At 67.9% G+C, this 20,916-nt stretch carries 20 protein-coding genes; 9 read left to right on the top strand and 11 right to left on the bottom strand.

All coding sequences use genetic code 11. The features are described 5' to 3' along the window. Entirely contained in the window at window positions 1-624 is a 624-nt protein-coding gene (locus ACFCV3_RS33610) for a TetR/AcrR family transcriptional regulator (RefSeq protein WP_376037000.1), read from the bottom strand. Between the two features lie 74 nt (window positions 625-698). Between ACFCV3_RS33610 and ACFCV3_RS33605 the strand changes: the two genes are divergently transcribed. Then, complete coding sequence (locus tag ACFCV3_RS33605) at window positions 699-1,181, top strand: SDR family NAD(P)-dependent oxidoreductase (RefSeq protein ID WP_376036998.1); 483 nt, start codon at window positions 699-701, stop codon at window positions 1,179-1,181. Here ACFCV3_RS33605 and ACFCV3_RS33600 read toward each other — a convergent pair. The 5 genes from ACFCV3_RS33600 to ACFCV3_RS33580 form a co-directional block, all read right to left on the bottom strand. Next, complete coding sequence (locus tag ACFCV3_RS33600) at window positions 1,120-1,896, bottom strand: ABC transporter permease (protein ID WP_376036996.1); 777 nt, start codon at window positions 1,894-1,896, stop codon at window positions 1,120-1,122. The genes ACFCV3_RS33605 and ACFCV3_RS33600 overlap by 62 nt on opposite strands. Then, entirely contained in the window at window positions 1,896-2,861 is a 966-nt protein-coding gene (locus ACFCV3_RS33595; protein WP_376036994.1) for an ATP-binding cassette domain-containing protein, read from the bottom strand. Before ACFCV3_RS33595 ends, ACFCV3_RS33600 begins: the two co-directional genes overlap by 1 nt. A gap of 148 nt (window positions 2,862-3,009) precedes the next feature. Beyond that, the gene (locus ACFCV3_RS33590; protein WP_376036992.1) at window positions 3,010-3,687 is read right to left on the bottom strand and encodes a PadR family transcriptional regulator; all 678 of its coding nucleotides are present in this window, start codon (window positions 3,685-3,687) and stop codon (window positions 3,010-3,012) included. A 58-nt stretch (window positions 3,688-3,745) separates the two neighbouring features. Beyond that, entirely contained in the window at window positions 3,746-4,828 is a 1,083-nt protein-coding gene (locus ACFCV3_RS33585) for an acyltransferase family protein (protein WP_376036990.1), read from the bottom strand. 141 nt (window positions 4,829-4,969) lie between these two features. Further along, complete coding sequence (locus ACFCV3_RS33580) at window positions 4,970-5,923, bottom strand: GlxA family transcriptional regulator (RefSeq protein WP_376036987.1); 954 nt, start codon at window positions 5,921-5,923, stop codon at window positions 4,970-4,972. 82 nt (window positions 5,924-6,005) lie between these two features. Here ACFCV3_RS33580 and ACFCV3_RS33575 point away from each other — a divergent pair, with 82 nt between their 5' ends. The 3 genes from ACFCV3_RS33575 (at window position 6,006) to ACFCV3_RS33565 (ending at window position 8,136) form a co-directional block, all read left to right on the top strand. After that, window positions 6,006-6,254, top strand: a complete 249-nt coding sequence (locus tag ACFCV3_RS33575; RefSeq protein WP_376036985.1) for a hypothetical protein — start codon at window positions 6,006-6,008, stop codon at window positions 6,252-6,254. A gap of 84 nt (window positions 6,255-6,338) precedes the next feature. Then, the gene (locus ACFCV3_RS33570; RefSeq protein ID WP_376036982.1) at window positions 6,339-7,286 is read left to right on the top strand and encodes a DUF6528 family protein; all 948 of its coding nucleotides are present in this window, start codon (window positions 6,339-6,341) and stop codon (window positions 7,284-7,286) included. A 40-nt stretch (window positions 7,287-7,326) separates the two neighbouring features. After that, a complete protein-coding gene (locus ACFCV3_RS33565; protein WP_376036979.1) occupies window positions 7,327-8,136 on the top strand; it encodes a class I SAM-dependent methyltransferase in 810 nt (269 codons plus the stop codon). Here ACFCV3_RS33565 and ACFCV3_RS33560 read toward each other — a convergent pair whose 3' ends face one another. Beyond that, the gene (locus ACFCV3_RS33560) at window positions 8,137-8,280 is read right to left on the bottom strand and encodes a hypothetical protein (RefSeq protein WP_165952523.1); all 144 of its coding nucleotides are present in this window, start codon (window positions 8,278-8,280) and stop codon (window positions 8,137-8,139) included. Window positions 8,281-8,383: 103 nt separating this feature from the next. On the opposite strand from ACFCV3_RS33560, the gene ACFCV3_RS33555 reads away from it, so the two are divergent. Beyond that, window positions 8,384-9,241 carry an Fpg/Nei family DNA glycosylase gene (locus ACFCV3_RS33555; RefSeq protein ID WP_376036976.1) on the top strand — a complete coding sequence of 286 codons (858 nt, stop codon included), beginning with the start codon at window positions 8,384-8,386 and terminating at the stop codon, window positions 9,239-9,241. Between the two features lie 63 nt (window positions 9,242-9,304). Here ACFCV3_RS33555 and ACFCV3_RS33550 read toward each other — a convergent pair whose 3' ends face one another. Continuing rightward, a complete protein-coding gene (locus tag ACFCV3_RS33550) occupies window positions 9,305-10,255 on the bottom strand; it encodes a trypsin-like serine peptidase (protein ID WP_376036974.1) in 951 nt (316 codons plus the stop codon). A 141-nt stretch (window positions 10,256-10,396) separates the two neighbouring features. Between ACFCV3_RS33550 and ACFCV3_RS33545 the strand changes: the two genes are divergently transcribed. From ACFCV3_RS33545 to ACFCV3_RS33530, 4 genes are all read left to right on the top strand, one after another. Continuing rightward, entirely contained in the window at window positions 10,397-10,720 is a 324-nt protein-coding gene (locus ACFCV3_RS33545) for a rhodanese-like domain-containing protein (RefSeq protein WP_376036971.1), read from the top strand. Window positions 10,721-10,804: 84 nt separating this feature from the next. Next, complete coding sequence (locus tag ACFCV3_RS33540; protein ID WP_376036968.1) at window positions 10,805-14,107, top strand: phosphodiester glycosidase family protein; 3,303 nt, start codon at window positions 10,805-10,807, stop codon at window positions 14,105-14,107. Window positions 14,108-14,140: 33 nt separating this feature from the next. Next, the gene (locus ACFCV3_RS33535; RefSeq protein WP_376036966.1) at window positions 14,141-14,626 is read left to right on the top strand and encodes a hypothetical protein; all 486 of its coding nucleotides are present in this window, start codon (window positions 14,141-14,143) and stop codon (window positions 14,624-14,626) included. Further along, on the top strand, window positions 14,623-15,549 hold the full coding sequence (locus ACFCV3_RS33530; RefSeq protein WP_376036964.1) for an LD-carboxypeptidase: 927 nt from the start codon (window positions 14,623-14,625) through the stop codon (window positions 15,547-15,549). The genes ACFCV3_RS33535 and ACFCV3_RS33530 overlap by 4 nt, the downstream gene beginning before the upstream one ends. Here the strand turns inward: ACFCV3_RS33530 and ACFCV3_RS33525 are convergent. From ACFCV3_RS33525 to ACFCV3_RS33515, 3 genes are all read right to left on the bottom strand, one after another. Beyond that, window positions 15,512-17,305 (bottom strand): S9 family peptidase, encoded by a 1,794-nt coding sequence (locus tag ACFCV3_RS33525; RefSeq protein WP_376036961.1) that lies wholly within the window; start codon window positions 17,303-17,305, stop codon window positions 15,512-15,514. The genes ACFCV3_RS33530 and ACFCV3_RS33525 overlap by 38 nt on opposite strands. Window positions 17,306-17,370: 65 nt before the next feature. Continuing rightward, a complete protein-coding gene (locus ACFCV3_RS33520; protein ID WP_376036958.1) occupies window positions 17,371-19,149 on the bottom strand; it encodes an ABC transporter ATP-binding protein in 1,779 nt (592 codons plus the stop codon). Beyond that, window positions 19,146-20,909 carry an ABC transporter transmembrane domain-containing protein gene (locus ACFCV3_RS33515; protein ID WP_376036956.1) on the bottom strand — a complete coding sequence of 588 codons (1,764 nt, stop codon included), beginning with the start codon at window positions 20,907-20,909 and terminating at the stop codon, window positions 19,146-19,148. Before ACFCV3_RS33515 ends, ACFCV3_RS33520 begins: the two co-directional genes overlap by 4 nt. Window positions 20,910-20,916: the final 7 nt, after the last annotated feature.

Below are 20,916 nucleotides of genomic sequence, written 5' to 3'. Positions count from 1 at the left end.
CTAGCGCGGTGTAATTCCGGGGACCACGACGTCATGCACGGTACTGAAGGCCTGTTCGAGCGGGATCTCGACCTCGCCGAGTCCCCAGCGGTAGAGGATGCCGGTGTAGCTGTCGAAGAGCACGTTGCCGATCGCGTACGGATCCAGGTCGGCACGGATCTCACCGCGTTCCTGGCCGAGGGCGATCGCGCGGCCGAAGAGGAGGCCGGTGGCGTGCGAGCCGGAGGTGGCCATCACGCCGGACTGGAGCATCGCGCGCATCATCGCCTGGTTCATGCCCCGGTTCGCCTCGTAGGAGTGGGCGGCCGCCTGGACCACAGTCTGGATGGCGTCGAGCACGGTCCGGTCGCCGGACTCCAGGAGCTGCTCGAGCCCCTCGCGGACGCTCTTCCGCCGCTTCAGGATGAGCTCGAGCAGGAAGTCTTCCTTGCGCGGGAAGTGGTTGAACGCCGTGGCCCGGGCGACGTCGGCGCGTTCGGCGATCTCGTCGATGGTCGCGGCCCGGTAGCCCTTCTCCTCGAAGGCGGCCAGCGCGGCGTCCAGCAGTCGCTGCCGCAGCGCCGCCTTGCTCCGCTCCCGGCGGCCGAGCGGCACGGCATCGACTGTGGCCGAGTCAGAGTCCATGGGCAGACTATGGCATCAACTTGGACTAGAGTCTGACTTAGGGTGGGCTATCACGACCGAGGGGGAGCACGGGTATGGCGAAGGTCTGGCTGGTGACCGGGGCGGACGGCGCGCTGGGACGCTCGATCGTGGCTGCGGCCGCCGCGTCCGGGGCTGTCGTCGTGGCAGCGGCTCGGCAGCCGGAGTCCGTCTACGACCTGGTCGGCGCCTTCCCCCGGCAGGTCGAGGCGCTGGGGTTCTCGCCGGAGCGAGCCGAGCACGCCGTGGCGGGCATTCTCGGCTACCATCAGCGCCTCGATGTTCTCGTTAACACCACCAGCGATCGTGCGATCGAGGACGCCGTCCTGACCCACTTCAGTGCCCAGCGGTCCGGGGCGATCGTCCGCCCGGACGCCTCGGCCGAGCCCTGGGCAGCGGCCGACGCGATCGTCGCCGCCCACACCGAAGCTGGTTCTCGACCCAAGGGGTTGCAGCCCTTTGGGTCGAGGACCGTAGTTAAACCGACCGCTGGTAAGTGCGGAAGGCGCGAGTCGACAGCCACGCGACGATCAGCGTGAACGCCGCGAGGTAGCCGCCGTGACGCAGCACCGACGCCCAGTCCGGGTCGGCGGCCAGCGCCTGCCGGGCGGCGATCGCGGCCCAGTCGACCGGGTTGAAACGGGCGGCGACGGAGACCCAGTGCGGTGCCACCTGCGGGTCGATCATGATCGACGACAGGAACGTCAGCGGTAGCGATACGAACTGCGAGATCCCGATCAGCGCCTCCTGCTGCCGGGTCAGCAGCGCGACGGCATTCGAGAGTGATCCGAACGCGATCCCGACCAGCATCGACGCCACCGCCGTGACCGCGTAGCCGGCTGGACCACCGTCGTACCGGGCTCCGGCCGCCATCCCGATCACGAACACGAGCACGGTCTGGATCAGCGTATTGGTCGCGTTGCTGATCAGCTGCCCGGCCATCAGCCCGCCCCGGCTCACCGGTGAGGCGAGCAGCCGGTCCATCACACCGCGTTCCATGTCCGCGATGAACGTCGTACCGCTCCAGCCGCTCGACATCAGCGCGGTCATCATCACGATGCCCGGTGTCAGGAAGGCGATGTAGGACGTGTCGCCGAACCCGGGGATCTTCACGACACCCTGGAAGACCTGCCCGAACAGCAGCAACCAGATCGCCGGCTGGACCAAGGTGAAGATGATCAGCGCCGGTTGCCGGTACGACGCGCGCAGCCAGCGACCGGTGATGAATCGGGTGTGCGCAACTGCAGTAGTCATCACGCCGCCTCCTCAGCTGCCTGGAACGAACGACCGGTGTAATTCAGGTACACGTCGTCCAGCGACGGCCGCGAGACTGTCACCGCGGAGACCGGAATCGCCTTGTCCTCAAGGATTCCCAGTACGGCGGGGACTGCGGTCGCGCCGTGGTCGACGCGAGCACGCAACACCTTGCCCTCGACAACTATCTCGGTGATGCCGGGGAGTTGGCCCAGTAAGGTGCGGACTGTCCCGTCGGCATCGGCCTCGACGAGTTCGACGTGCACCGAGTCGCCGCGCAGCTCGGACTTGAGTCCTTCCGGGGTGCCTTCGGCAACGATCTTGCCGTGGTCGACGATCGCGAGCCGATCGGCCAGCCGGTCGGCCTCCTCGAGGTAGTGCGTGGTGAGCAGCACGGTCAGACCCTCGGAGCCGGCCAGTCGCCCGACCTCGGTCCACAGGTCCGCGCGGGCTTCCGGATCGAGACCGGTGGTCGGCTCGTCGAGGAACAACACCTGCGGCCGATGGACCAGGCCGAGCGCGACATCCAGCTTGCGCTGCATGCCGCCGGAGTACGTCTTGACCTGGCGGCCACCGAACTCGGTCAGGCCGAACCGCTCGAGCAGTTCGGTGGCCCGTCGTACGGCGTCCGTCCGGGACAGACCGTAGATCCGGCCGCCCAGCACCAGGTTCTCGATCCCGGTCGCCATCGGGTCCGAGCTGGATTTCTGCGGCACGTAGCCGATCGCGTGCCGGACCTGGTCCTGCTCGCGGATCACGTCGTACCCGGCGACCCGGGCGGTCCCGGAGTCGGCGCGGGACAGGGTGGTGAGGATCTTGACGGTGGTCGACTTGCCGGCGCCGTTCGGACCGAGCAGGCCGAGTACGACGCCTTCGCCGACGCTGAAGGTCAGCCCGTCGAGTGCGCGGTGATCACGGGGATACGTCTTGACCAGCTCGACTGCTTCCAGGGCATGCGTAGCCATGGGGTGACTCCCTTGTGTGATGGGGAGTCGGTCCAGGTCTGGCTATCCTGATGGTTGTGCCCTTGGATAACCGGTCTTCGGACCGACTCTGAGGAAACTGCGGCCCTGACCCTTGGCGTTGCCGCGCCGTGGGTCGGGGCCGTTCTTACTAGTACTTCATCCAGTCGAACTCCTGACCGAAGTACTTGATCGGGTCCTTGAGCTGCTCGGCCGGAGCGATGCCTAGCTCGACGGAGTTCTTCCAGGCCTGGCGCAGGAACGGCAGGCCGCTCACTGCATCGGCCCGGATCTCTTCGGCGAGCTGATGGACGTACGCCGACTCCGCCTGCAGCAGGGCCAGCCGGAACTCCGACTCGACCCAGAAGATGCGCGGGAAGTTTGTCGACGCCATCTGCTCGTGGGCCGCGGTGATCTGTGCGATCTCCGCGTCGACTGCCACCAGGCGTTGCTCGAGCAGCTCGACCACCCGGTCCGGATGCAGGCCTGGCAGGTAGGCCAGCCCGGCCTCCAGTGGGTGGAACTCGCGCGCCGGTGAGCCGAGCAGCTCGGTCAGCCAGTCCTTGAACTCGGCTTCCCCGGCCGCCGTCAGCCGGTAGACCGTCCGCTCCGGGCGGTTGCCGTCCCGGATGGTCTCCTGCGCCTCGATGAAACCGTGCTTCTCCAAGGCGCCGACGACGGAGTACAGCGAGCCGTAGTTGAGCTTGATGCTGGAGTCCTTGCCGCGGCTCCGGAGCGTCGTCGAGATCTCGTACGGGTGCATCGGTCGCTCGGACAGGCTGCCGAGCACGGCGAAGGCGAGCGGGTTCGCCACCTTGCGTTTCGCCATGACTCACTCCTCGATCTCGACTATCCGAGATCGAGTATTAGCTCACGGGTATCCGATGTCAAGTAGTCAGCCAGGCCACCGCGCGGACCCCGAGGCGCCGTACCGGCTTGAAGGTGGTCAACAGCCGGTACGCCGGTTGTTCGACGTACCGGGTGAGCAGCCAGGCGAGCAGGATCGCCGCAGCGACCGCGCCGGCGATCTGGCCGACCCGACCGACGCCCAGGGTCATCAGGTGCCAGGAGACCAGGTAGCCGAGCTCCTGGTTGAGCAGGTAGATGCCGAACGAGATCCTCGCCAGAAACTCGATCGGTCGCCGGACCGGCTCGAAGACAGTCCAGTCCGGGCCGCGGGCGGCTCCTGCGACGACCACCAGCAGGACGCCCATGCCGAGCGAGGACGGCAGGTCGTCGGTCTGCGCGTGGTGCGCGAACACGGTCGCGACGAGCAGTGCGCCCAGGTGCACGAAGCCGATCCGATGTTTCGACCAGAGCCAGATGGCGATACCGATGGCGAACAACTGCAGTCGGTGGATGCCCAGGCCGTTCCAGATCTGGATCACCCAGAGCGGGCTGTTCGCGATCCGGTCGTTCCACTGCAGGATCACCGGCGCCAGGATCATCACCCAGAGCAGCACGGTGATCCGGTGACCGGTCGCGGCGCCCCGCGGCCAGAGGATCGCAGCGGCGGTGAACGCCATCAGCTGCAGGGGCAGCGTCCAGTACGAACCGTCGATCATCCGCACGGTCGGATCGAACGAACTGGTCAGCGTGAGATTGCCCCACAGGTCATGGGGAGTCGGCAGCGTCCACTTGCTCGGGCCGAACAGCACCAGTGCGGTGTAGGTGATGACGACGGCGGCCAGGTACGGCGGTACCACCCGCGCGTAGCGCCGCCACAGCCAGCGGAGGGTGGATCCGTCCTTCCGGACCGTGACGCAGACGAAGTACGCGCTGATCACCAGCAGGATGCTGGCGCCGACCTGGAAGGGATGCGGGGTGAGGGGTGTGCCGAGCTCCGGATGGAGAAAGGGACCCATGTAGGTGGTGTGGGTGAAGATGACGGCCAGGACGGCGAGGACGCGGACAACATCCCAGCTCAGACGGCGCGCCGACGGGACCCGGGGCGGGTGGGGCGTGGACACAGAAGCTCCAGCTTGGCTCGACTCGCCGAATCAGTTTCGGCCGTGTCCCCCCGAGTACCCGTTATCCCCCCGTGATACTTCCATGATCCTAGTGGGACCCGCGGGGGTGGTTGCAAATCGTGTGCTCTGGATCACTTTCGGTTACGCAGTGGTGCGGAACGTGCGCCGATAGTCCTGGGGCGGGACGCCGACGACGCGGCGGAAGTGGTGCCGGAGCAGCGCGGCCGTGCCGAATCCGGACTCGGCGGCGATCTGCTCGATACCCATCCGGGTCTGCTCGAGCAGAGTCCGGGCGCGCAGGACCCGCTGGGTGGTGACCCATTTCAGCGGAGTGGTCCCGGTCTCGGCGACGAAGCGGCGGGCGAAGGTGCGCTCCGACATCTGAGCCTGGCGGGCCAAGGCCGGGACGGTGTGATCCTCGGTCAGGTTGTCGACCATCCAGTCCAGCACCGGCTGCAGGCTCTCGCCGGACGACTCGGGGACGGGGACCTCGACGTACTGGCGCTGGCCGCCATCGCGCTGCGGCGGGACGACCATCCGGCGGGCGATCCGAGTCGCCACTGCGCTGCCGAGCTCGCGCCGTACCAGATGTAGGCAGGCGTCGATCCCGGCCGCGGTACCGGCGCTGGTGATGATGTTGCCGTCGTCGACGAAGAGCACGTCTGCATCCAGCTTGGCCAGCGGGAACTGGTCTTCGAACTTCTTCACATAGCGCCAGTGCGTGGTGCACCGCCGGTCGTCGAGCAGCCCGGCCGCGCCGAGCACAAAGGCGCCCGAGCAGACCGTCAGCAGGATCGCTCCGCGGGCCTCGGCCCGCCGCAGCGCGTCGAGGATGCGCTCGTCGTACGCGTGCCGCCAGGTCGTCGCCGGCAGTGCGATCAGGTCGGCGTCCTCCAGCCCCTCCAGCCCGTACGGCGCGACGACCGCCGAGTGGCTGCTGGTGGACATCGGCACCCCCGGCCGCGCCGAGCAGACCTTGAAGTCGAACGGCGGCACTCCGTCGTCGGTGCGGTCGATCCCGAACACCTCGGAGACCACGCCGAACTCGAACAGGGCCACGTCTTCCATCAGGACGACGGCGATCTTTCGCAGCATCCAGCCAGTATGGCAGGAATTTGATGAACACTGTCAATAGTGCCAATTGTGGCGGGATCTCGCTGGTAGCATGATTACTGCCATGAACGGAATCGTGGTGATCGCAGTACTCGTACTGGCCCTGATCGCGGCACTCGAGGTGAGCCACCGGCGGCACTCCGCCGACCTGGCCGGCTCGGCCGACGACCGTGACCTGGCCCGGACCAAGCTCGACCTGCTCGCCCTCGGCGGGTCGGCCAAGCCCTTCACCCACAAGCCCGCCGCCACCCCGGCCGCCGTACGCCGGATTCATGTGGCTCGTCTCACCCACCCCGGACGTCACGCAGCGTGAAATTGGTCTACCCGTGAACCAATCGTCGGGTTGGCTGATCTAAGCACCTCAAGATCACGCTCTCGACGATTAGGAGACACGTTGATGCAGCGCAGGACGTTCCTGCAAGGGCTGGCGGCGGCAGCAGTAGCCGCGCCGGCGGCGACACTGCTCGGGCAGCAGGAGGCGGTGGCGGCGCCGAACTACTACGTCGCCACCACCGAGCAGACCAAGAACAAGGTGCTCGTCTTTCCCAAGAACAAAGCGTTCACCGATGCGAACGTGCACTGGAGTTTCAGCCCGGGCGGCGGCGCCTGGGCGAACCTGAGCGACGTGAAGATCCGCGCCACCGAGGCGCAGGGCTGGATCGCCTTGGTGGCCGCGTCCGGCGGCAAGGCGGGCATCGTCGACATCGGCAGCGAGAAGCACACCGAAGGCAACGACCTGAAGTGGAGCGCGACGCCGGGTGGCAACCCACATGCGATCGAGCGGGTACCGGGGAACGGCTCGGTCATCGTGGCGAGCTCCGATGGCAAACTCACGCTGTACGCACCGACCAGCGTCGGCAACCTGGGCAGTCTGAAGCAGGTACAGACAGTCAACTACGCCGGTGCGCACGGAGTGCTCTGGGACCCGACGTTCAAGCTGCTCTGGGTGGTCGGTAAGAACCGGTTCAGCCACTATGCGGTGATGGGCAGCGGCCGGAACACGCGGCTCAAGTACGGCGCCCACTTCAGCCTCGGCAGCGGGAACCTCGGGCACGACCTCCAGCCTGACTTCACCAACAAGCACAAGATGCTGATGACGGCGACCAAGGGCGTCTACGAGCTCCTCACCGACGGCGGGACCTTCCGCAGCAGCAAGATCTCCTCGGAGACCAAGGTGAAGTCGTACGTGAAGCACTCCTCGGGCGAAGTCGTGTCGATCCGCGGCGACGGCACCCAGCCACGCGACTGGGCCAACAAGACGGTCCGCTTCTCCCAGTCGGCGGATCGCTCGCGGTCGGGTGCACAGTTCTACAAGGCCCGCATCTGGACCACTGCGTTCGAATAAACCGATCGAACCCACCGCCCGGCTGTGTCACAGTCGGGCGGTGACCGATTACCGCGAGATCAACCGAGCCAGCTGGGACGAGCGAGTCCCGGCCCACGCAGCAGCCACTAGCTATCACGTGGCCGACTTCGCGGCGGACCCGTCGTACCTGAGCGAAGTCGTCCGCTTCGACCTGCCGCGGCTGGGGGACATCTCCGGCCTGCGTGGTGTCCATCTGCAGTGCCACATCGGTACGGACACCGTGTCGCTCGCGCGGCTCGGGGCTCGGATGAGCGGCCTGGACTTCTCGCCGCCGGCTGTCGCGCAGGCGCAGTCCTTCGCGGAGAGCCTGGGGCTCGAGACCGACTTCCACGTCGGGGACGTGTACGACGCGGTGGAGATTCTCGGCGCGGCGGCGTACGACTTGGTCTACACCGGGATCGGCGCGCTCTGCTGGCTGCCGGACATCAATCGGTGGGCGCAGACCGTGGCCGGCCTGCTCAAGCCGGGCGGGCGGCTGTTCGTTCGTGAGGGGCACCCGATGTTGTGGGCGCTCGACGACAAGGCGGCGCTGAAGTACACCTACTTCGAACGCGAAGAACCCCTGGTCTTCGACGAGGGCGGCACGTACGCCGACACCGACGCCGTGTTCAGCGCGAACCTCACCCACGAATGGAACCACGGGCTCGGCGAGATCATCACCGCCGTACAGAGCGCGGGGCTGGTGTTCGGCTCATTGACAGAGCACGACAGTGCGCCCTGGGACCCGATGCCCGGGCTGATGACTCAAGATGGTGCCGGTGAGTGGCGACTCACCGACAACCCCGAGCGTCTGGCTGCGACCTACACCCTGCAGGCCAACAAGCCGTGATCAGTGCGAACGGCGCTGCTGGATCTTCTGGAACGCCTGCTTGATCTTCTGCTGGTTCTGCGGCTTGCTCAGCTCACGCTGCGCAACCTGAACCACCTTGGCGACCACAGCGCCCTTCAGCAAGTTCTTCACCAAGCCTCCCATGGGGGCCTCCTTCGTTGAATTGCTTCCGACAGTAGTCGCCTGCACAACCCGTTCCCATCGGTGATAACCCGAAACTGTCCCTGGTATCGGGCACACTGGGAGGGTGCCTGAGTTGCCGGAGGTCGAGTCGCTGGCGGTGTTCCTGCGGGAGCGCGCCGTCGGGCGGGCGTTCGTGCGCGCGGACATCACCGCGATCAGCGCCCTGAAGACGTACGATCCGCCGGTCTCGGCGCTGGTCGGGCTGCTGATCGACGACGTCCAGCGGCACGGGAAGTTCCTCGACTTCTCGGCGCAGGGTGTGCACCTGATCATCCACCTGGCCCGCGCGGGCTGGCTGCGCTGGCGTGACGAGCAGTCCACCACGCTGGTCCGCCCCGGCAAGGGGCCGATCGCGCTGCGGACGGCGTTCGACGACGGGTCAGGGTTCGACCTGACCGAGGCCGGGACGCAGAAGAAGCTCGCGGTGTACGTCGTGCGTGATCCGGCCGAGGTGCCCGGGATCGCGCGGCTCGGGCCGGAGCCGTTCTCGCTGTCCATCGAGGAGTTCGGCGCGATCCTGAAGAAGGCCGGCCGCGTGCAGCTCAAGGGCGTCCTCCGCAACCAGTCGGTGATCGCCGGCATCGGCAACGCCTACTCCGACGAGATCCTGCACGTCGCGAAGATGAGCCCGTTCAAACCGGCTTCGAATCTGACCGACGACGAGCTCCAGACCTTGTACGACGCCATGCGCTCAACCCTCCAGGACGCGGTCGACCGTTCCGCCGGCCTCGCCGTACAGGACCTGAAGTCGGAGAAGAAGTCCGGCCTGAGGGTGCATGGGCGGACCGGCCAGAAGTGCCCGGTCTGCGGTGATGTCGTCCGCGAGGTGAGCTTCGCCGATTCGTCCTTGCAGTACTGCGCAACCTGCCAGACCGGCGGCAAGCCGCTGGCCGATCGCCGGCTGTCCAAACTCCTCAAGTAACCCGTTCATCAGGGGACACGAAGGCCCCGCCCGGGCGTTGGTTCGGGCGGGGCCTTCGGGGGGTCAGGTGGTCATCAGGTCGAACATGGTCTTGACGTCACCGGAGTTCGGGGTGGCCAGCAGGAGGGGGGTTCCGCTGGTGGTTCTGCGGGAGGTTTCGGCGAAGACGTAGCCCAGGTTGGCGTTGATGCGGTCCTTGAGCCAGGGGCCGCCGCTGGCGCCGCCGTTCATCGAGCAGGGGAGGGCGGCGTCGGTCGAGCCCCAGGCGTAGGTGTTGCCGTCGCAGTAGTACGGGACCTGACCGTTGTACGGCGGCTCGGCCGGCCAGCCCCAGATCCGGGTGTTGGCCTGGGCGCGACCGTTGCCCCAGACGAGGCCGTTGCCGCCGACCGCGTCGACGACGTTGACGTTGTTGCGCTTCTGGAGCGTGATGAACGCCTGGTCGTGGCTGAAGTCGCTGTTGTTGATCCACGAGTTGAAGGTCCGGACGTTGCTCCAGTTGTAGGCGCCGTAACCGGAGTTGCCGTTGTAGTAGGCCGGGGCGAACACGAAGTTGCCGTGCCAGCCGCCACCACGTCCGCTGTGCACGCAGTGTCCGGCGGTGATGATCAGGTTCTTGTAGTTGTTGTTGATCGTCGCCGCCGAGCAGACGTAGTTGGCGCTGCCGATGGTGAAGAACAGCTTGCCCGCAGTGCTCGGGACCGGGTCGGCCATGGTGCTGTTGCCCTTCGGGGCGACCGGGTGCGAAGCAACACCGCTGGTGTTGTTCACGGCCTTCCCCTGGATGCCCTTGGCGTTCGCCGGAAGGTCGTACGGAATGGCGTTGGCCATCTTCTCGGCGGTCCAGTAGCTGGTCGCCTTGCTGAGGGGCGGAGCCTGGATCGAAGTGGTCCCGGCCGCGGGGGCGGCGGCCGGGACAGCCGGTGGCGCGGCGACCGCGGTGGCCACCGCTCCACCGCTGATCAGAACACCCGCAACGAACAACCGCACGAATCTGGGCATGGGGTTACGCATGAAGTGACTCCTCTATTCGGGGCGGAAAGAGTCCGATCGGTCACCGTTCTCACCGGACCGATCACGCCAAGTAGAGGGGAAGCGCTCTCATTATTCAACGGCTCGAACGTCAACCATTGTGAGATCTGACATCATCGGGGCATGTTCCAGAATCAGCAGATCCCGTCGGTCGTGGTGGCCGAGCTCGATGACGCGCTGCTCGCGGAGGCGTTCGTCCTGGACGTGCGCGAGCCGGACGAATGGGCGCGTGGTCATATCGAGGGCGCCAAGCACATCCCGCTCGGTGACCTGCAGGAGCGGGTCGGTGAGGTACCGAACGATCAGAAGGTCCTCTGCGTCTGCGCGGTCGGCGGCCGGTCCGGGATGGCCACCCAGTTCCTGAACTCGGTCGGCCGCGAGGCGATCAACCTGGACGGCGGGATGCACGCCTGGCAGACGCTGGGCAAGCCGGTCAGCACCGACTGATCACCTACTGTTCGGGAAGAAAAGCTTCCACTTGATTGCCGGTGACGTTACTTTGTCACCGGCTCTTAATCAGTGGAGGCTCCCGTGCCGCTCGTCCGTCCTGCCTGTACTGCGCTCGCTGCCGCCGGCCTGCTCGCCGGTTTCGCACTAACCCCTGCCTACGCCGCTGATCCAGGGCTGGCCGGAGACGGCGTCGTGGCGAGTCGCCACGACAGCCCGGTTGCGCCCGGTGTCACCTACACCTCGTTCGAGCGGCTTGATCCGCGCGGCTGGTTGCGCGGTGACCTGCTCACCACCGACCTGGACAAGCACGGGGTGACGGTCGACTACGTCAACACCGGCAAGGTCTCCGGCGGTTCGCCGCTGAGTCAGCAGCTCGCGCGCAAGGGTGCGATCGCCGGGGTCAACGGCGACTTCTTCGATATCAACGACACGACCGCGCCGCTCGGCGTCGGCGTCGAGCAGGGCGGCCGGCTGATCAACGCGCCCGCGGCCGGGCACAACGACAGTGCGGTGATCGGCAAGGACGGGCTCGGCCGGATCGCTCAGCTGTTCCTGCAGGGGACGGCGACCGACGACGACGCGGTGAAGCTGGCGGTGACGAACCTGAACTCGCCGTCCGTCGACTCCGCCGGCATCGGCCTCTACACCCCGGAGTGGGGTGACGTGGCGCGGACCCGAACGGTCGACGGGCTGCCGACCGTGCGCGAGGTGATCCTGCGCGACGGTGTGGTCGTCTCATCGACAGCGGCTCCGGGGACTACCGCGCTGGCAGCCAACGAGCAGGCACTGATCGGACGTGAAGCCGGAGCGAACGCGCTCACCGCCTTCGAGGTCGGCGACAAGGTCGACGTGGAGTACGGGCTGCGACCGGATGCGTCGAAGGTCGCGGTCGCGGTCAGCGGGAACGTGCAGCTGGCGAAGGACGGTTCGGTGCCGGCCGACGTACCGGACGCGGACCTCGCGCCGCGGACGGCGATCGGCTTCGACGCTGACGGGAGCCGGATGATCCTGCTCACCGTCGACGGCCGGGCGACCGGCTCGCGGGGGCTGTCGCTGAAGGAGATGGGGCAGCTGATGATCGGCCTCGGGGCCGACGATGCGCTGAACCTCGACGGTGGCGGGTCGTCGACGATGCTCGCCCGGACACCCGGCAAGGCCGCGCCGTCGGTGGTGAACGATCCGTCCGACGGTGGTGAGCGGGTGGTTCCGAACGGTCTCGGGCTGGTCCCGGTGAAGGGTTCGGGCCGGCTCAAGGGCTTCCGGATCGAGGCGGCCGGTACGGCGGCCGCGGACGTGGATGCCGATCTGTCCCGCAGCTCCCGCGTGCTCAGCGGACTGAGCCGCGTGCTCACCGCGACCGGCCATGACGAAACCTACGCGCCTGCGCCAGGTACGCCGTACTGGTTCGGTGGGAGCGCGGTGCGCGTCGATCAGCGTGGTGTGGTGACTGGACGGCGGGCCGGAGACGCTGTGGTCAGTGCGGTGCGGGGGACGGCGAACGGGAGGTTCCCGATGACAGTGCTGGGTGCGCCGGTCCGGTTGGCGCCGTCGAGTCGGCAGGTGTCGCTGGCGGACTCCGCGGCGAAGGGCTTCTTCGAGATCGACGGGTACGACGCGGACGGGTTCTCCACGTGGATCGAGCCGCGGGACGTGAAGCTGAGCTACGATCCGGCGGTCCTTCATGTAGTTGCTAAGGGCAATGGGTTCGAAGTGAATGCCCTGAGCAACGAAGCGGTCTCGGCCGTGGTGACCGCGACGGTTGGGAAGCTGAGCACGCAGCTGAGTGTCACGGCTGGGCTGGCCAGCACGGTCGTGGACGAGCTCGACGACGTGAGCAAGTGGGCGGCCAACGCCGTACCGGCTGGTGCTGCAACGGCATCGCGGTCTGCGGCGGAAGGTCACGACGGCGGGCAGGCGATCGCGCTCGACTACTCGCTCACGGGCAGTACGGCGACCCGCGCGGCGTACCTGGCGCAGACCCCGCAGCAGACGTTGCCCGGACAGCCGCAGAAGCTCGGGGCTTGGGTGTACGGCGACGGCAAGGGCGCGTGGTTGCGCGCCAACGCGTACACCGGGGCCGGTGGTTCCGCGCAGACGCTGAACCTCGCGGCGTCGGTGGACTGGGTCGGCTGGAAGTACGTCGAGGCGACGATCCCGGCCGGGTTGACGATGCCGCTGCGGTTCTGGCGGATCTACGTGGTGGAGACGGTGCCGACACGGCAGTACGCCGGGCGGATCGTGATCGACGACCTGACCGTGCGCAGCGCACCGCCGGTGAATCTGGCGCCGACGGCCAAGGTGATCGACCCGATGGTCGTCACCGACGGAACTGTCACCAGCGGACGGTGGCGGTTCGCGGTGATGTCGGACGCGCAGTTCACGGCCGACAACCCGAACTCCGACATCGTGCAGCAGGCTCGCCGGACGATCCGCGAGGCACTCGCGCAGCACCCGGACTTCCTGGTGATCAACGGCGACTTCGTCGACCGGGCGTTCGGCCCGGACATCGCGCTGGCCAAGAGGATCCTCGACGAGGAGGTCGGCGGGAAGGTACCGGTGCACTACGTACCGGGTAACCACGAGAGCTACGGGCCCGGCGACCTGTCCGAGTGGACGAAGGTCTTCGGGGCGCCGACCAGCACGTTCGACCACAAGGGCACCCGCTTCGTACTGCGCGATTCGTCGCTCGGATCATTGCGGGCCGGTGGGTTCGCGCAGATCCTGGATCTACGGGCGCAACTGGACGATGCGGCGCGGAACAAGGCGATCCGGAACGTCGTCGTGATGGCACACCACCCGATCAACGACCCCTCGCCGACGCAGAACTCCCAGCTCGGCGACCGCAAAGAGGCCGCGCTGATCGTCAAGTGGCTGGCCGACTTCCGGGCTGCCACCGGCAAGGGCGCCGCCTACATGGCCGCCCACGCCGGCACCTTCGCAGCCACCCGCACCGACGGCGTCCTGCTCCCCCTCACCGGCAACTCCGGTAAGGGCCCCGCCTCCGCACCCGACGACGGCGGTTTCACCGGCTGGGCCATGGTCGGCGTCAGCGACAAGCGGGACTGGCTCAAACTCGAATTCCGCCCCCACGTGGACACCCTCGAGCTGTCGGCCCCCGCCACCCTCCGCCGCGGAGCCACAGCCCCCGCTGCCGCGACCGTCGTACAGGACGGCAGGCGGGTCCCAGTCAGCTTCCCGGTCTCGGCCGACTGGCAGGGCTCGACCCACCTCCACATCGGCTCCGCCGCAACCGCCCCCTTCTGGGCAGTCGCGTCGTACGACCCCTCCACCGGTCAGCTGACCGCTCTCCGCCCTGGCCAGGCCCAACTGACGGTCACTGTCAATGGCGTCAGCACCTCAGCAACAGTGAAGGTCACCTGGTAGCCGCGCGTGCCTCTGCTCCCGAGGCTTGTTGGTATGACGGAGACTCGATGGACGCCGCGGTTGCAGGTGCTCGTGGGAGTGTGCTCGATCGTGTTCACGATCGGTACCGCGCTGCAGAACTTCTGGATCGTGAACCAGGAGACGCTGGTCCGGATGATGGTGCTGGCCGGTCGTAGTGAGGCCGATGCGGAGGCGGCGGCACCCGGCTTCCTCATCGGGTTCCGGATCGTTGGCTGCCTCTACATCCTTGGTAACGCGGCCGGGATCCTTGCCCTGCGCAAGCAGAAGCAGAGCTGGTTGTTCTGGCTGGTGGTCGCGGTCAACCTCACCCAGGCGGTCGGTGTCCGCGCGGTACCGCCGGAGATGTTCGAGGCCTCGGTCGATCGGCTCGGTCCGGTCGGCGCGATGCCGTCGCTGGTGACCGACGGCGGTGCGGCGATCCTCGTGCTGGTCCTGGTGGGCTTCCTGATCCGCACCAGGAGGCCCTGGGCCCAGCGTCGAGTAGCGTCTGCCGGGTGACTCATGTGACTGTTCCGCGGCCCCTGCAGGTTGGTGACCGGATCGCGGTGGTGGCGCCATCCGGGGCGATGCGGGCGGAGCGGCTCGAGATCGGTACCGCGTACCTCAAGGAATGGGGGCTCGAGGTCGAGGTGATGCCGTCGGTGCTGGCGGGGCATGAGCGGTTCGCGTATCTGGCGGCGGAGGACAAGGCCCGGGCTGCGGACTTCCGGGAGGCCTGGCTCGACGACCGGTTCGCCGCGGTCTTCTGCGGACGCGGCGGGTACGGCGTGCAGCGGATGCTCGAGGCGGTCGACTTCGACGAACTGGCCGCCGTACCGAAGTGGTTCGTCGGCTTCAGCGACATCACCGCACTGCACGAACCGCTGAACGCCCGCGGCCTCGTCACCATCCACGGCCCGATGGCTGCCGCTGTCGAGCAGCTGGGCGTGGCAGAAGGCCGGTCCCGGCTGCACGACCTGCTCTTCGATCCCGACAGCGTCACCGACCTGCTCGCACCACGTGGCGCGCGCACGCTCGTCGGTGGTGTCGCGGAAGGCGTGCTGCGCGGGGGCAACCTTGCACTGCTCGCGACCAGCATCGGTACGCCGACCTACGCGGCACCGTCCGGTGTCGTCGTGCTGGAAGACGTGAGTGAGCAGGGTTATCGCATCGACCGGATGCTCACCCAGCTCCTGCGGTCCGGCTGGTTCGATCAGGTGACCGGGATCGTGGTCGGCGATTTCAGTGAGTCCGACGACCAGGGGCTCGCGGCGGACGTCGTACGGGAGCGCCTTGAGCCACTCGGCCTCCCCATGGTGGAAGGGGCCGCGGTCGGCCACGAGGACCTGAACCTCGCCGTACCGCTCGGGCTGCCGGTCCGGCTGGACGCGACAGCCGCGACACTCACTCCACTGTGGCCAGGTGCTGCCGGAGGAAGCTGAAGGCCCGCGGGTACGCGTCCAGCCGGTTCTTCAGCTTGGCCAGCCCATGCCCCTCGTCCGGGTACACGGCCAGCTCGCACGCCACCCCACGCTGCTCCAGCGCCGCAGTGATCTGCTCGGCCTCGGACAGCGGCACCCGCGGGTCGTTGGCCCCGTGGATGACGAACAGCGGCGCCCGGATGTCGTCGACCCGGCTGAGCGGGCTGGCGCTCTCCAGGAACTCCCGGTCGGTCGCGAGATAGCCGTACTCCCGCTCGCGCGTCGCACGGCGGTAGTCGGAGGTGTTCTCCAGGAAGGTCACCAGCGAGGCGATCCCGACGATATCCACGCCGGCCGCCCACAACTCCGGCTGGAACGCCAGACCGGCCAGGACCATGTAGCCGCCGTACGAACCGCCCCACAGGACCGCGCGGCTCTGGTCGGCGCCGATCGTGGGCAGCCAGGCGTGGATCGCGGCCAGGTCCTTCACCGAGTCCAGCCGCAGCTGGCGGTCGTCCAGCGAGTACCAGCGCTTGCCGTACGACGCTGAGCCGCGCACGTTCGGCACGATCACGGTGTGGCCCTCGGCGGCCAGCGAGGCGATCACCGGGTGCCAGACGCGCATCGATGCGCCCTCGGGACCACCGTGGATGTGCAGCACGGTCGACCGCAGATCCGGTCCGGTCGGCCGGAAGACGAAGACCGGCACCTGCTCACCGTCGAACGACGGAACCCGCATGCTCTCCGGCATGGTTAGCTTCGGCACCTCGGGCATGTCCGGCGCCGGTACGGCGATCACTTCGCCACTGGCCGGGACGTACCGGTAGACCGTCGGCGGTGTGATCGGAGAGCTGTAAGTGAACGCGGCAAACGACCCATCCGGCGACCAGACCGGGTCCGGCGTCCCGAAGGCCAGTGCTGCGCAGCCACCGGCCGGCAGGTCCAGGCGGGCGAGCTCAGAGCCGTCGGACAGCCGGTGCGTCGCGAGCGTCACCTCACCGTCGTCGACCACGGCGACCAGCAACTGCTCACCGTCCGGTGACAGCCACGAGGCCAGGTCGCGCGCGTCGTCGACCAGTACGTCGCTCCAGACCGCAGTGCTCAAGTCGTAGCGGCGCAGGGCCTTCCGGTCGCGGTCGGCATCACTGGAGACCACGATGGCCGATGAATCCGGCAACCACGACACCTGGCCCTGGTCGTTCAGTGCGTCGGCCGGAGTGAGCTCGGTGACCGTCTGAGTGGTGGTCTCGACGAGCAGGAGCTGCATGGAGTTCGCTGGGGCGCTGGCAATGCACAGCACAACCCAGTGGTCGTCGGGCGAGGCGCTGACAGCCATGACCCAGCCGCCGCCGTCGTACAGCACGGTGTCCGCGCCGGTGGCCAGGTCCCGGGCGATCAGGTCGAAGTCGACCCCGTTCCGCCGGTTGGTGGTGTAGAGCACGCGGCCGGGCTTCGCGGCGATCAGGTGGTGCAGGTAGTCGAGGTCGTGCACGAGCGGGGTCATCGTCGGCAGCCCAGGCTCGTCGAGGTCGAGGATCGAGAGCTGACCGCGCTCGTTGCCGCCGCTGTCGTGCTCGACGATCACCGACCGGCTGCCCGGCACGAACTGTGCGTTCCGGCAGGTGTCACCGAGGTCGGTGAGCGCGCGCCAGCTGCCGTCCGGGGCGATCTCGCTGACCTGGCGGACACCGGTCCCGTCGTACAGGACGAGCATCCCGCCCTCGTCGTTCACATCGAGAGCCATCGAAGACGGGAGCGAGAACAGCGTAGTCAGCACATTTTCATCCTCACATGTGAGGTGCAGCAAGTGGCAGACGTTGGGCCTGCCACTTGCTGCAATGGTCAGCGGTCGCCGTGCCAGGAGTGCCAGAGCGCGGCATAGGGGCCCTGGGCATCGACCAGTTCGTCGTGTCCGCCCAGCTCCACAATCTTGCCGTCCTCCACCACCGCAATCACATCCGCGTCGTGTGCGGTGTGCAAGCGGTGCGCGATCGCCACCACGGTCCTGCCCTCGAGGACACCAGCCAGTGACCGCTCCAGGTGCCGAGCGGCCCGCGGGTCCATCAACGAGGTCGCCTCGTCGAGGACCAGCGTGTGCGGGTCGGCCAGCACCAGCCGGGCCAGTGCGACCTGCTGAGCCTGTGCCGGCGTCAGTGTGACGCCGCCGGAGCCCACCTCGGTGTCCAGACCGTCGTCGAACCCAGCCACCCAGCCGTCGGCATCCACCGACCGCAGCGCTGCCCACAGGTCGGCGTCGGTCGCATCCGTCCGAGCCAGCCGCAGGTTGTCGCGGACACTGCCGACGAACACATGGTGCTCCTGGTTCACCAGGGCGACATGACTACGGACCTGCTCGGCCGACATCCTGTCGAGGGCAGCACCACCCAGGGTGATGTCGCCGACCCGCGGCGAGTAGATGCCGGCCAGCAGCCTGCCCAGTGTCGACTTGCCGGCACCGGACGGGCCCACCAGCGCAACCCGTGCTCCGGGCTGCACCGTCAGGGTGACGCCGTGCAGCACGTCGCGGCCTTCCAGGTAGCCGAACCGGACCTCGTCGGCCAACACAGTCCGGCCCTCCGGCTCGCGCTCCTCACCGAACTGCTCGGTCTCGACCTCGCGCACGCCGACCAGCCGGGCGAGCGACACCTGCGCCACCTGGAGCTCGTCGTACCAGCGGATCATCATGTTGACCGGCTCCACCAGCATCTGGATGTACAGCGCGCTCGTGGTGAGCGCACCGACGGTCATCCAGCCCTGCAGCGCGAATCCGCCACCGATCACCAGCACCGCGGCCAGTGCGACCGTGTGCGTCATGTTGATCACCGGGAACAGGATCATCCGCAGATAGAGCGTGTACTTCTCCCAGGCGACCCACTGACCGATCCGGCTGTCACCCAGCTCGATCCGGCGGGTGCCGAGCCGGTGCGACTCGACCGTCCGGCCGGCGTCCACGGTCTCGGCCAGCGCCGACGCGACCGCGGCGTACCCGGCCGCCTCCGAGCGGTAGGCCTGCGGCGCCCGGCGGAAGTACCACCGGCCGCCGATGATCAGGATCGGTGCCGCGATCACCACGGCCACCGCCAGCGGCGGTGCAGTGACGATCAGTGCGCCGATCAGCAGGCTTGCCCACAGCACGGCGATGGTCAGCTGCGGTACGGCGTCGCGCATGGCATGCGAGAGCCGATCGATGTCGGTGGTGATCCGGGACAGCAGGTCACCGGTCCCGGCGCGCTCCAGCACTCCAGGCGGCAGGCCGACCGCGCGGACCAGGAAGTCCTCGCGCAGATCCGCGAGCATCTCCTCACCGAGCACCGCACCACGCAGTCTGGTCATCCGGACGAACACCGTCTGCACCAGCAGAGCGATAGTGAAGCCCAGCACCACATAGGGAAGGTCAACGTCCTTCTGTCCCTGGGACAGCTTCTCCACCACGGTGCCGAGCAGCCAGGGCCCGACCATGCCGCTCAGCGCCGCCACTGCGTTCACCAGGGTCAACCACCCGAACGCTCGGCGGTGCCTGCGGAACAGTGTCTTCACATAGGCGCGCACAGTTGCGCTACTTGCCACCGGCAGCCGGACCACTTCCTGTGGGGCTGCCGGGTCGTACAGAGGGGGTCTCACACCGACTCCTCGAGAGTTGGTTCTTCTTCACGGGTGACGACCGCGCGGTACCGCGGATTGGTGTGCACCAGCTCGTGGTGCGTGCCGACGGCGTCGACGCGCCCGTCCGGCACGAACACCACCCGCTCCGCGCGGTCCAGCATCAGCGGGCTGGACGTGAACACCACAGTGGTCCGCCCTGCGCGCAGCAGTCGCAGGCCGTCGGCGATCCGGGCCTCGGTGTGCGCGTCGACCGCACTGGTCGGCTCGTCGAGCACCAGCACCTGCGGATCGACGTACAGCGAGCGGGCGAGTGCGACGCGCTGTCGCTGCCCACCGGACAGCGAACGACCGCGCTCGGTCAGCACCGCCTGCATCGCGTCCGTCTCACCAGCAGGCAGAGACTGGCGCAGTACGTCGAGGATGTCCGCACACTGTGCAGCCTCCAGCGCTGTCTCCGGGGAGACCGCACCGCTGGCCGGTACGTCGAACAGCTCGCGCACCGTGCCTGACAACAGCACCGGGTCCTTGTCCTGCACCAGTGCGACCGTGCGCGCCGAATCCAGCGGCAGGTCGTCCAGGCCGACACCACCCAGCTGCACCGAAGCATCGTCCGGCTCGGCTGTCGGGCTGTGCCCACCGAGCCGGTCGGCCAGCAGACCGCCCGCATCAGGGTCACCCGACACCACTGCGGTGAACGAGCCGGCTGGCACCAGCAGCCCGGAGACCGGGTCGTACAGGTCGCCGTCGGGCAGCTGCGCGGCCGCCGTACCCATGGTGTCGTCGGTGCGCTGCAGCGACAGCACCCGGGCAGCGCGCTTGGCCGACACCTTCGAGAAGATGAACGCGCTCGCGGTCTCCTCGAACGTGTGCAGCGGCACCAGCAGGAACGTGATGAACCCGTACGTCGTGACGAGCTCACCGACCGTGATCCGGCCGGACGCCACCATGCGCACGCCCATCCAGACGATCAGCACCAGGAACAGGCCGAACAGCAGCACCTGCAGTGCAGCGATCAGTGACCACATCCGTGCGCTGCGGACTGCGCTGGCGCGATACTCCTGCGAGGCCGCGCGGTAGCGGTCCAGGAACAGCTGCTCACCGCCGATACCGCGCAGCACACGCAGACCGGCCACGGTGTCCGCAGCCAGCTCGGTGGCACGGCCACCCTTGGCACGCTGCGCATCGGCACGCCGCTCTGCCGGGCCCATCAGCGGCACGATCGAGAACGCCAGCACCGGAACGGCGACGGCCACGACGAGACCGAGCTGCGGCTCGTAGAGCAACAGACCGATGACCACCGCGAACGATGTCAGCAGCGCAGCCGTGAACCGGCCGAGCACCTCGACGAACCAGCCGATCTTCTCGACGTCGCCGCTGCTCACCGCCACCACCTCGCCCGCAGCGATCCGTCGGGTGAGCAACGAGCCCAGCTCCGACGCCTTGCGCATCAGCAGTTGCTGCAGGCGCGACGCCGTACAGATCCAGTTGGAGACCACGGCGCGGTGGAAGAACGAGTCCGCTCCGGCTTTGGCCGCGCCGAAGGCGAGCAACAGCACGCCGGAGAGGATCAGCTTCGGCCAGGAACGGTCGATCACGGCCTGCACGGCCAGGCCGACCGCGATCGGGGCGGCCGCGATACCGCCGAAGAAGATCAAACCCCAGAAGACGGCGATCGCTTGACCGCGGAGCTGCTGGTGCTCGAGCCAGAGAATGAGTCGGAGACCGGACCGGGTGTCTGGCACACCTGGGTCGGCAAACGGGATGAGGCGCAAAGACATGACGTCC

This window comes from Kribbella sp. NPDC056345 (genome assembly GCF_042262745.1).
Lineage (GTDB): Bacteria > Actinomycetota > Actinomycetes > Propionibacteriales > Kribbellaceae > Kribbella.
Note: the sequence above shows the minus strand (reverse complement) of the source record. Positions and strands in the feature narration are given on the sequence as shown.

Coding starts and splice junctions, on each gene's coding strand:
- ACFCV3_RS33610 (WP_376037000.1), bottom strand. CDS start 624: ATGGACTCTGACTCGGCCACAGTCGATGCCGTGCCGCTCGGCCGCCGG.
- ACFCV3_RS33605 (WP_376036998.1), top strand. CDS start 699: ATGGCGAAGGTCTGGCTGGTGACCGGGGCGGACGGCGCGCTGGGACGC.
- ACFCV3_RS33600 (WP_376036996.1), bottom strand. CDS start 1,896: ATGACTACTGCAGTTGCGCACACCCGATTCATCACCGGTCGCTGGCTG.
- ACFCV3_RS33595 (WP_376036994.1), bottom strand. CDS start 2,861: ATGGCTACGCATGCCCTGGAAGCAGTCGAGCTGGTCAAGACGTATCCC.
- ACFCV3_RS33590 (WP_376036992.1), bottom strand. CDS start 3,687: ATGGCGAAACGCAAGGTGGCGAACCCGCTCGCCTTCGCCGTGCTCGGC.
- ACFCV3_RS33580 (WP_376036987.1), bottom strand. CDS start 5,923: ATGCTGCGAAAGATCGCCGTCGTCCTGATGGAAGACGTGGCCCTGTTC.
- ACFCV3_RS33575 (WP_376036985.1), top strand. CDS start 6,006: ATGAACGGAATCGTGGTGATCGCAGTACTCGTACTGGCCCTGATCGCG.
- ACFCV3_RS33570 (WP_376036982.1), top strand. CDS start 6,339: ATGCAGCGCAGGACGTTCCTGCAAGGGCTGGCGGCGGCAGCAGTAGCC.
- ACFCV3_RS33560 (WP_165952523.1), bottom strand. CDS start 8,280: ATGGGAGGCTTGGTGAAGAACTTGCTGAAGGGCGCTGTGGTCGCCAAG.
- ACFCV3_RS33550 (WP_376036974.1), bottom strand. CDS start 10,255: ATGCGTAACCCCATGCCCAGATTCGTGCGGTTGTTCGTTGCGGGTGTT.
- ACFCV3_RS33545 (WP_376036971.1), top strand. CDS start 10,397: ATGTTCCAGAATCAGCAGATCCCGTCGGTCGTGGTGGCCGAGCTCGAT.
- ACFCV3_RS33535 (WP_376036966.1), top strand. CDS start 14,141: ATGACGGAGACTCGATGGACGCCGCGGTTGCAGGTGCTCGTGGGAGTG.
- ACFCV3_RS33515 (WP_376036956.1), bottom strand. CDS start 20,909: ATGTCTTTGCGCCTCATCCCGTTTGCCGACCCAGGTGTGCCAGACACC.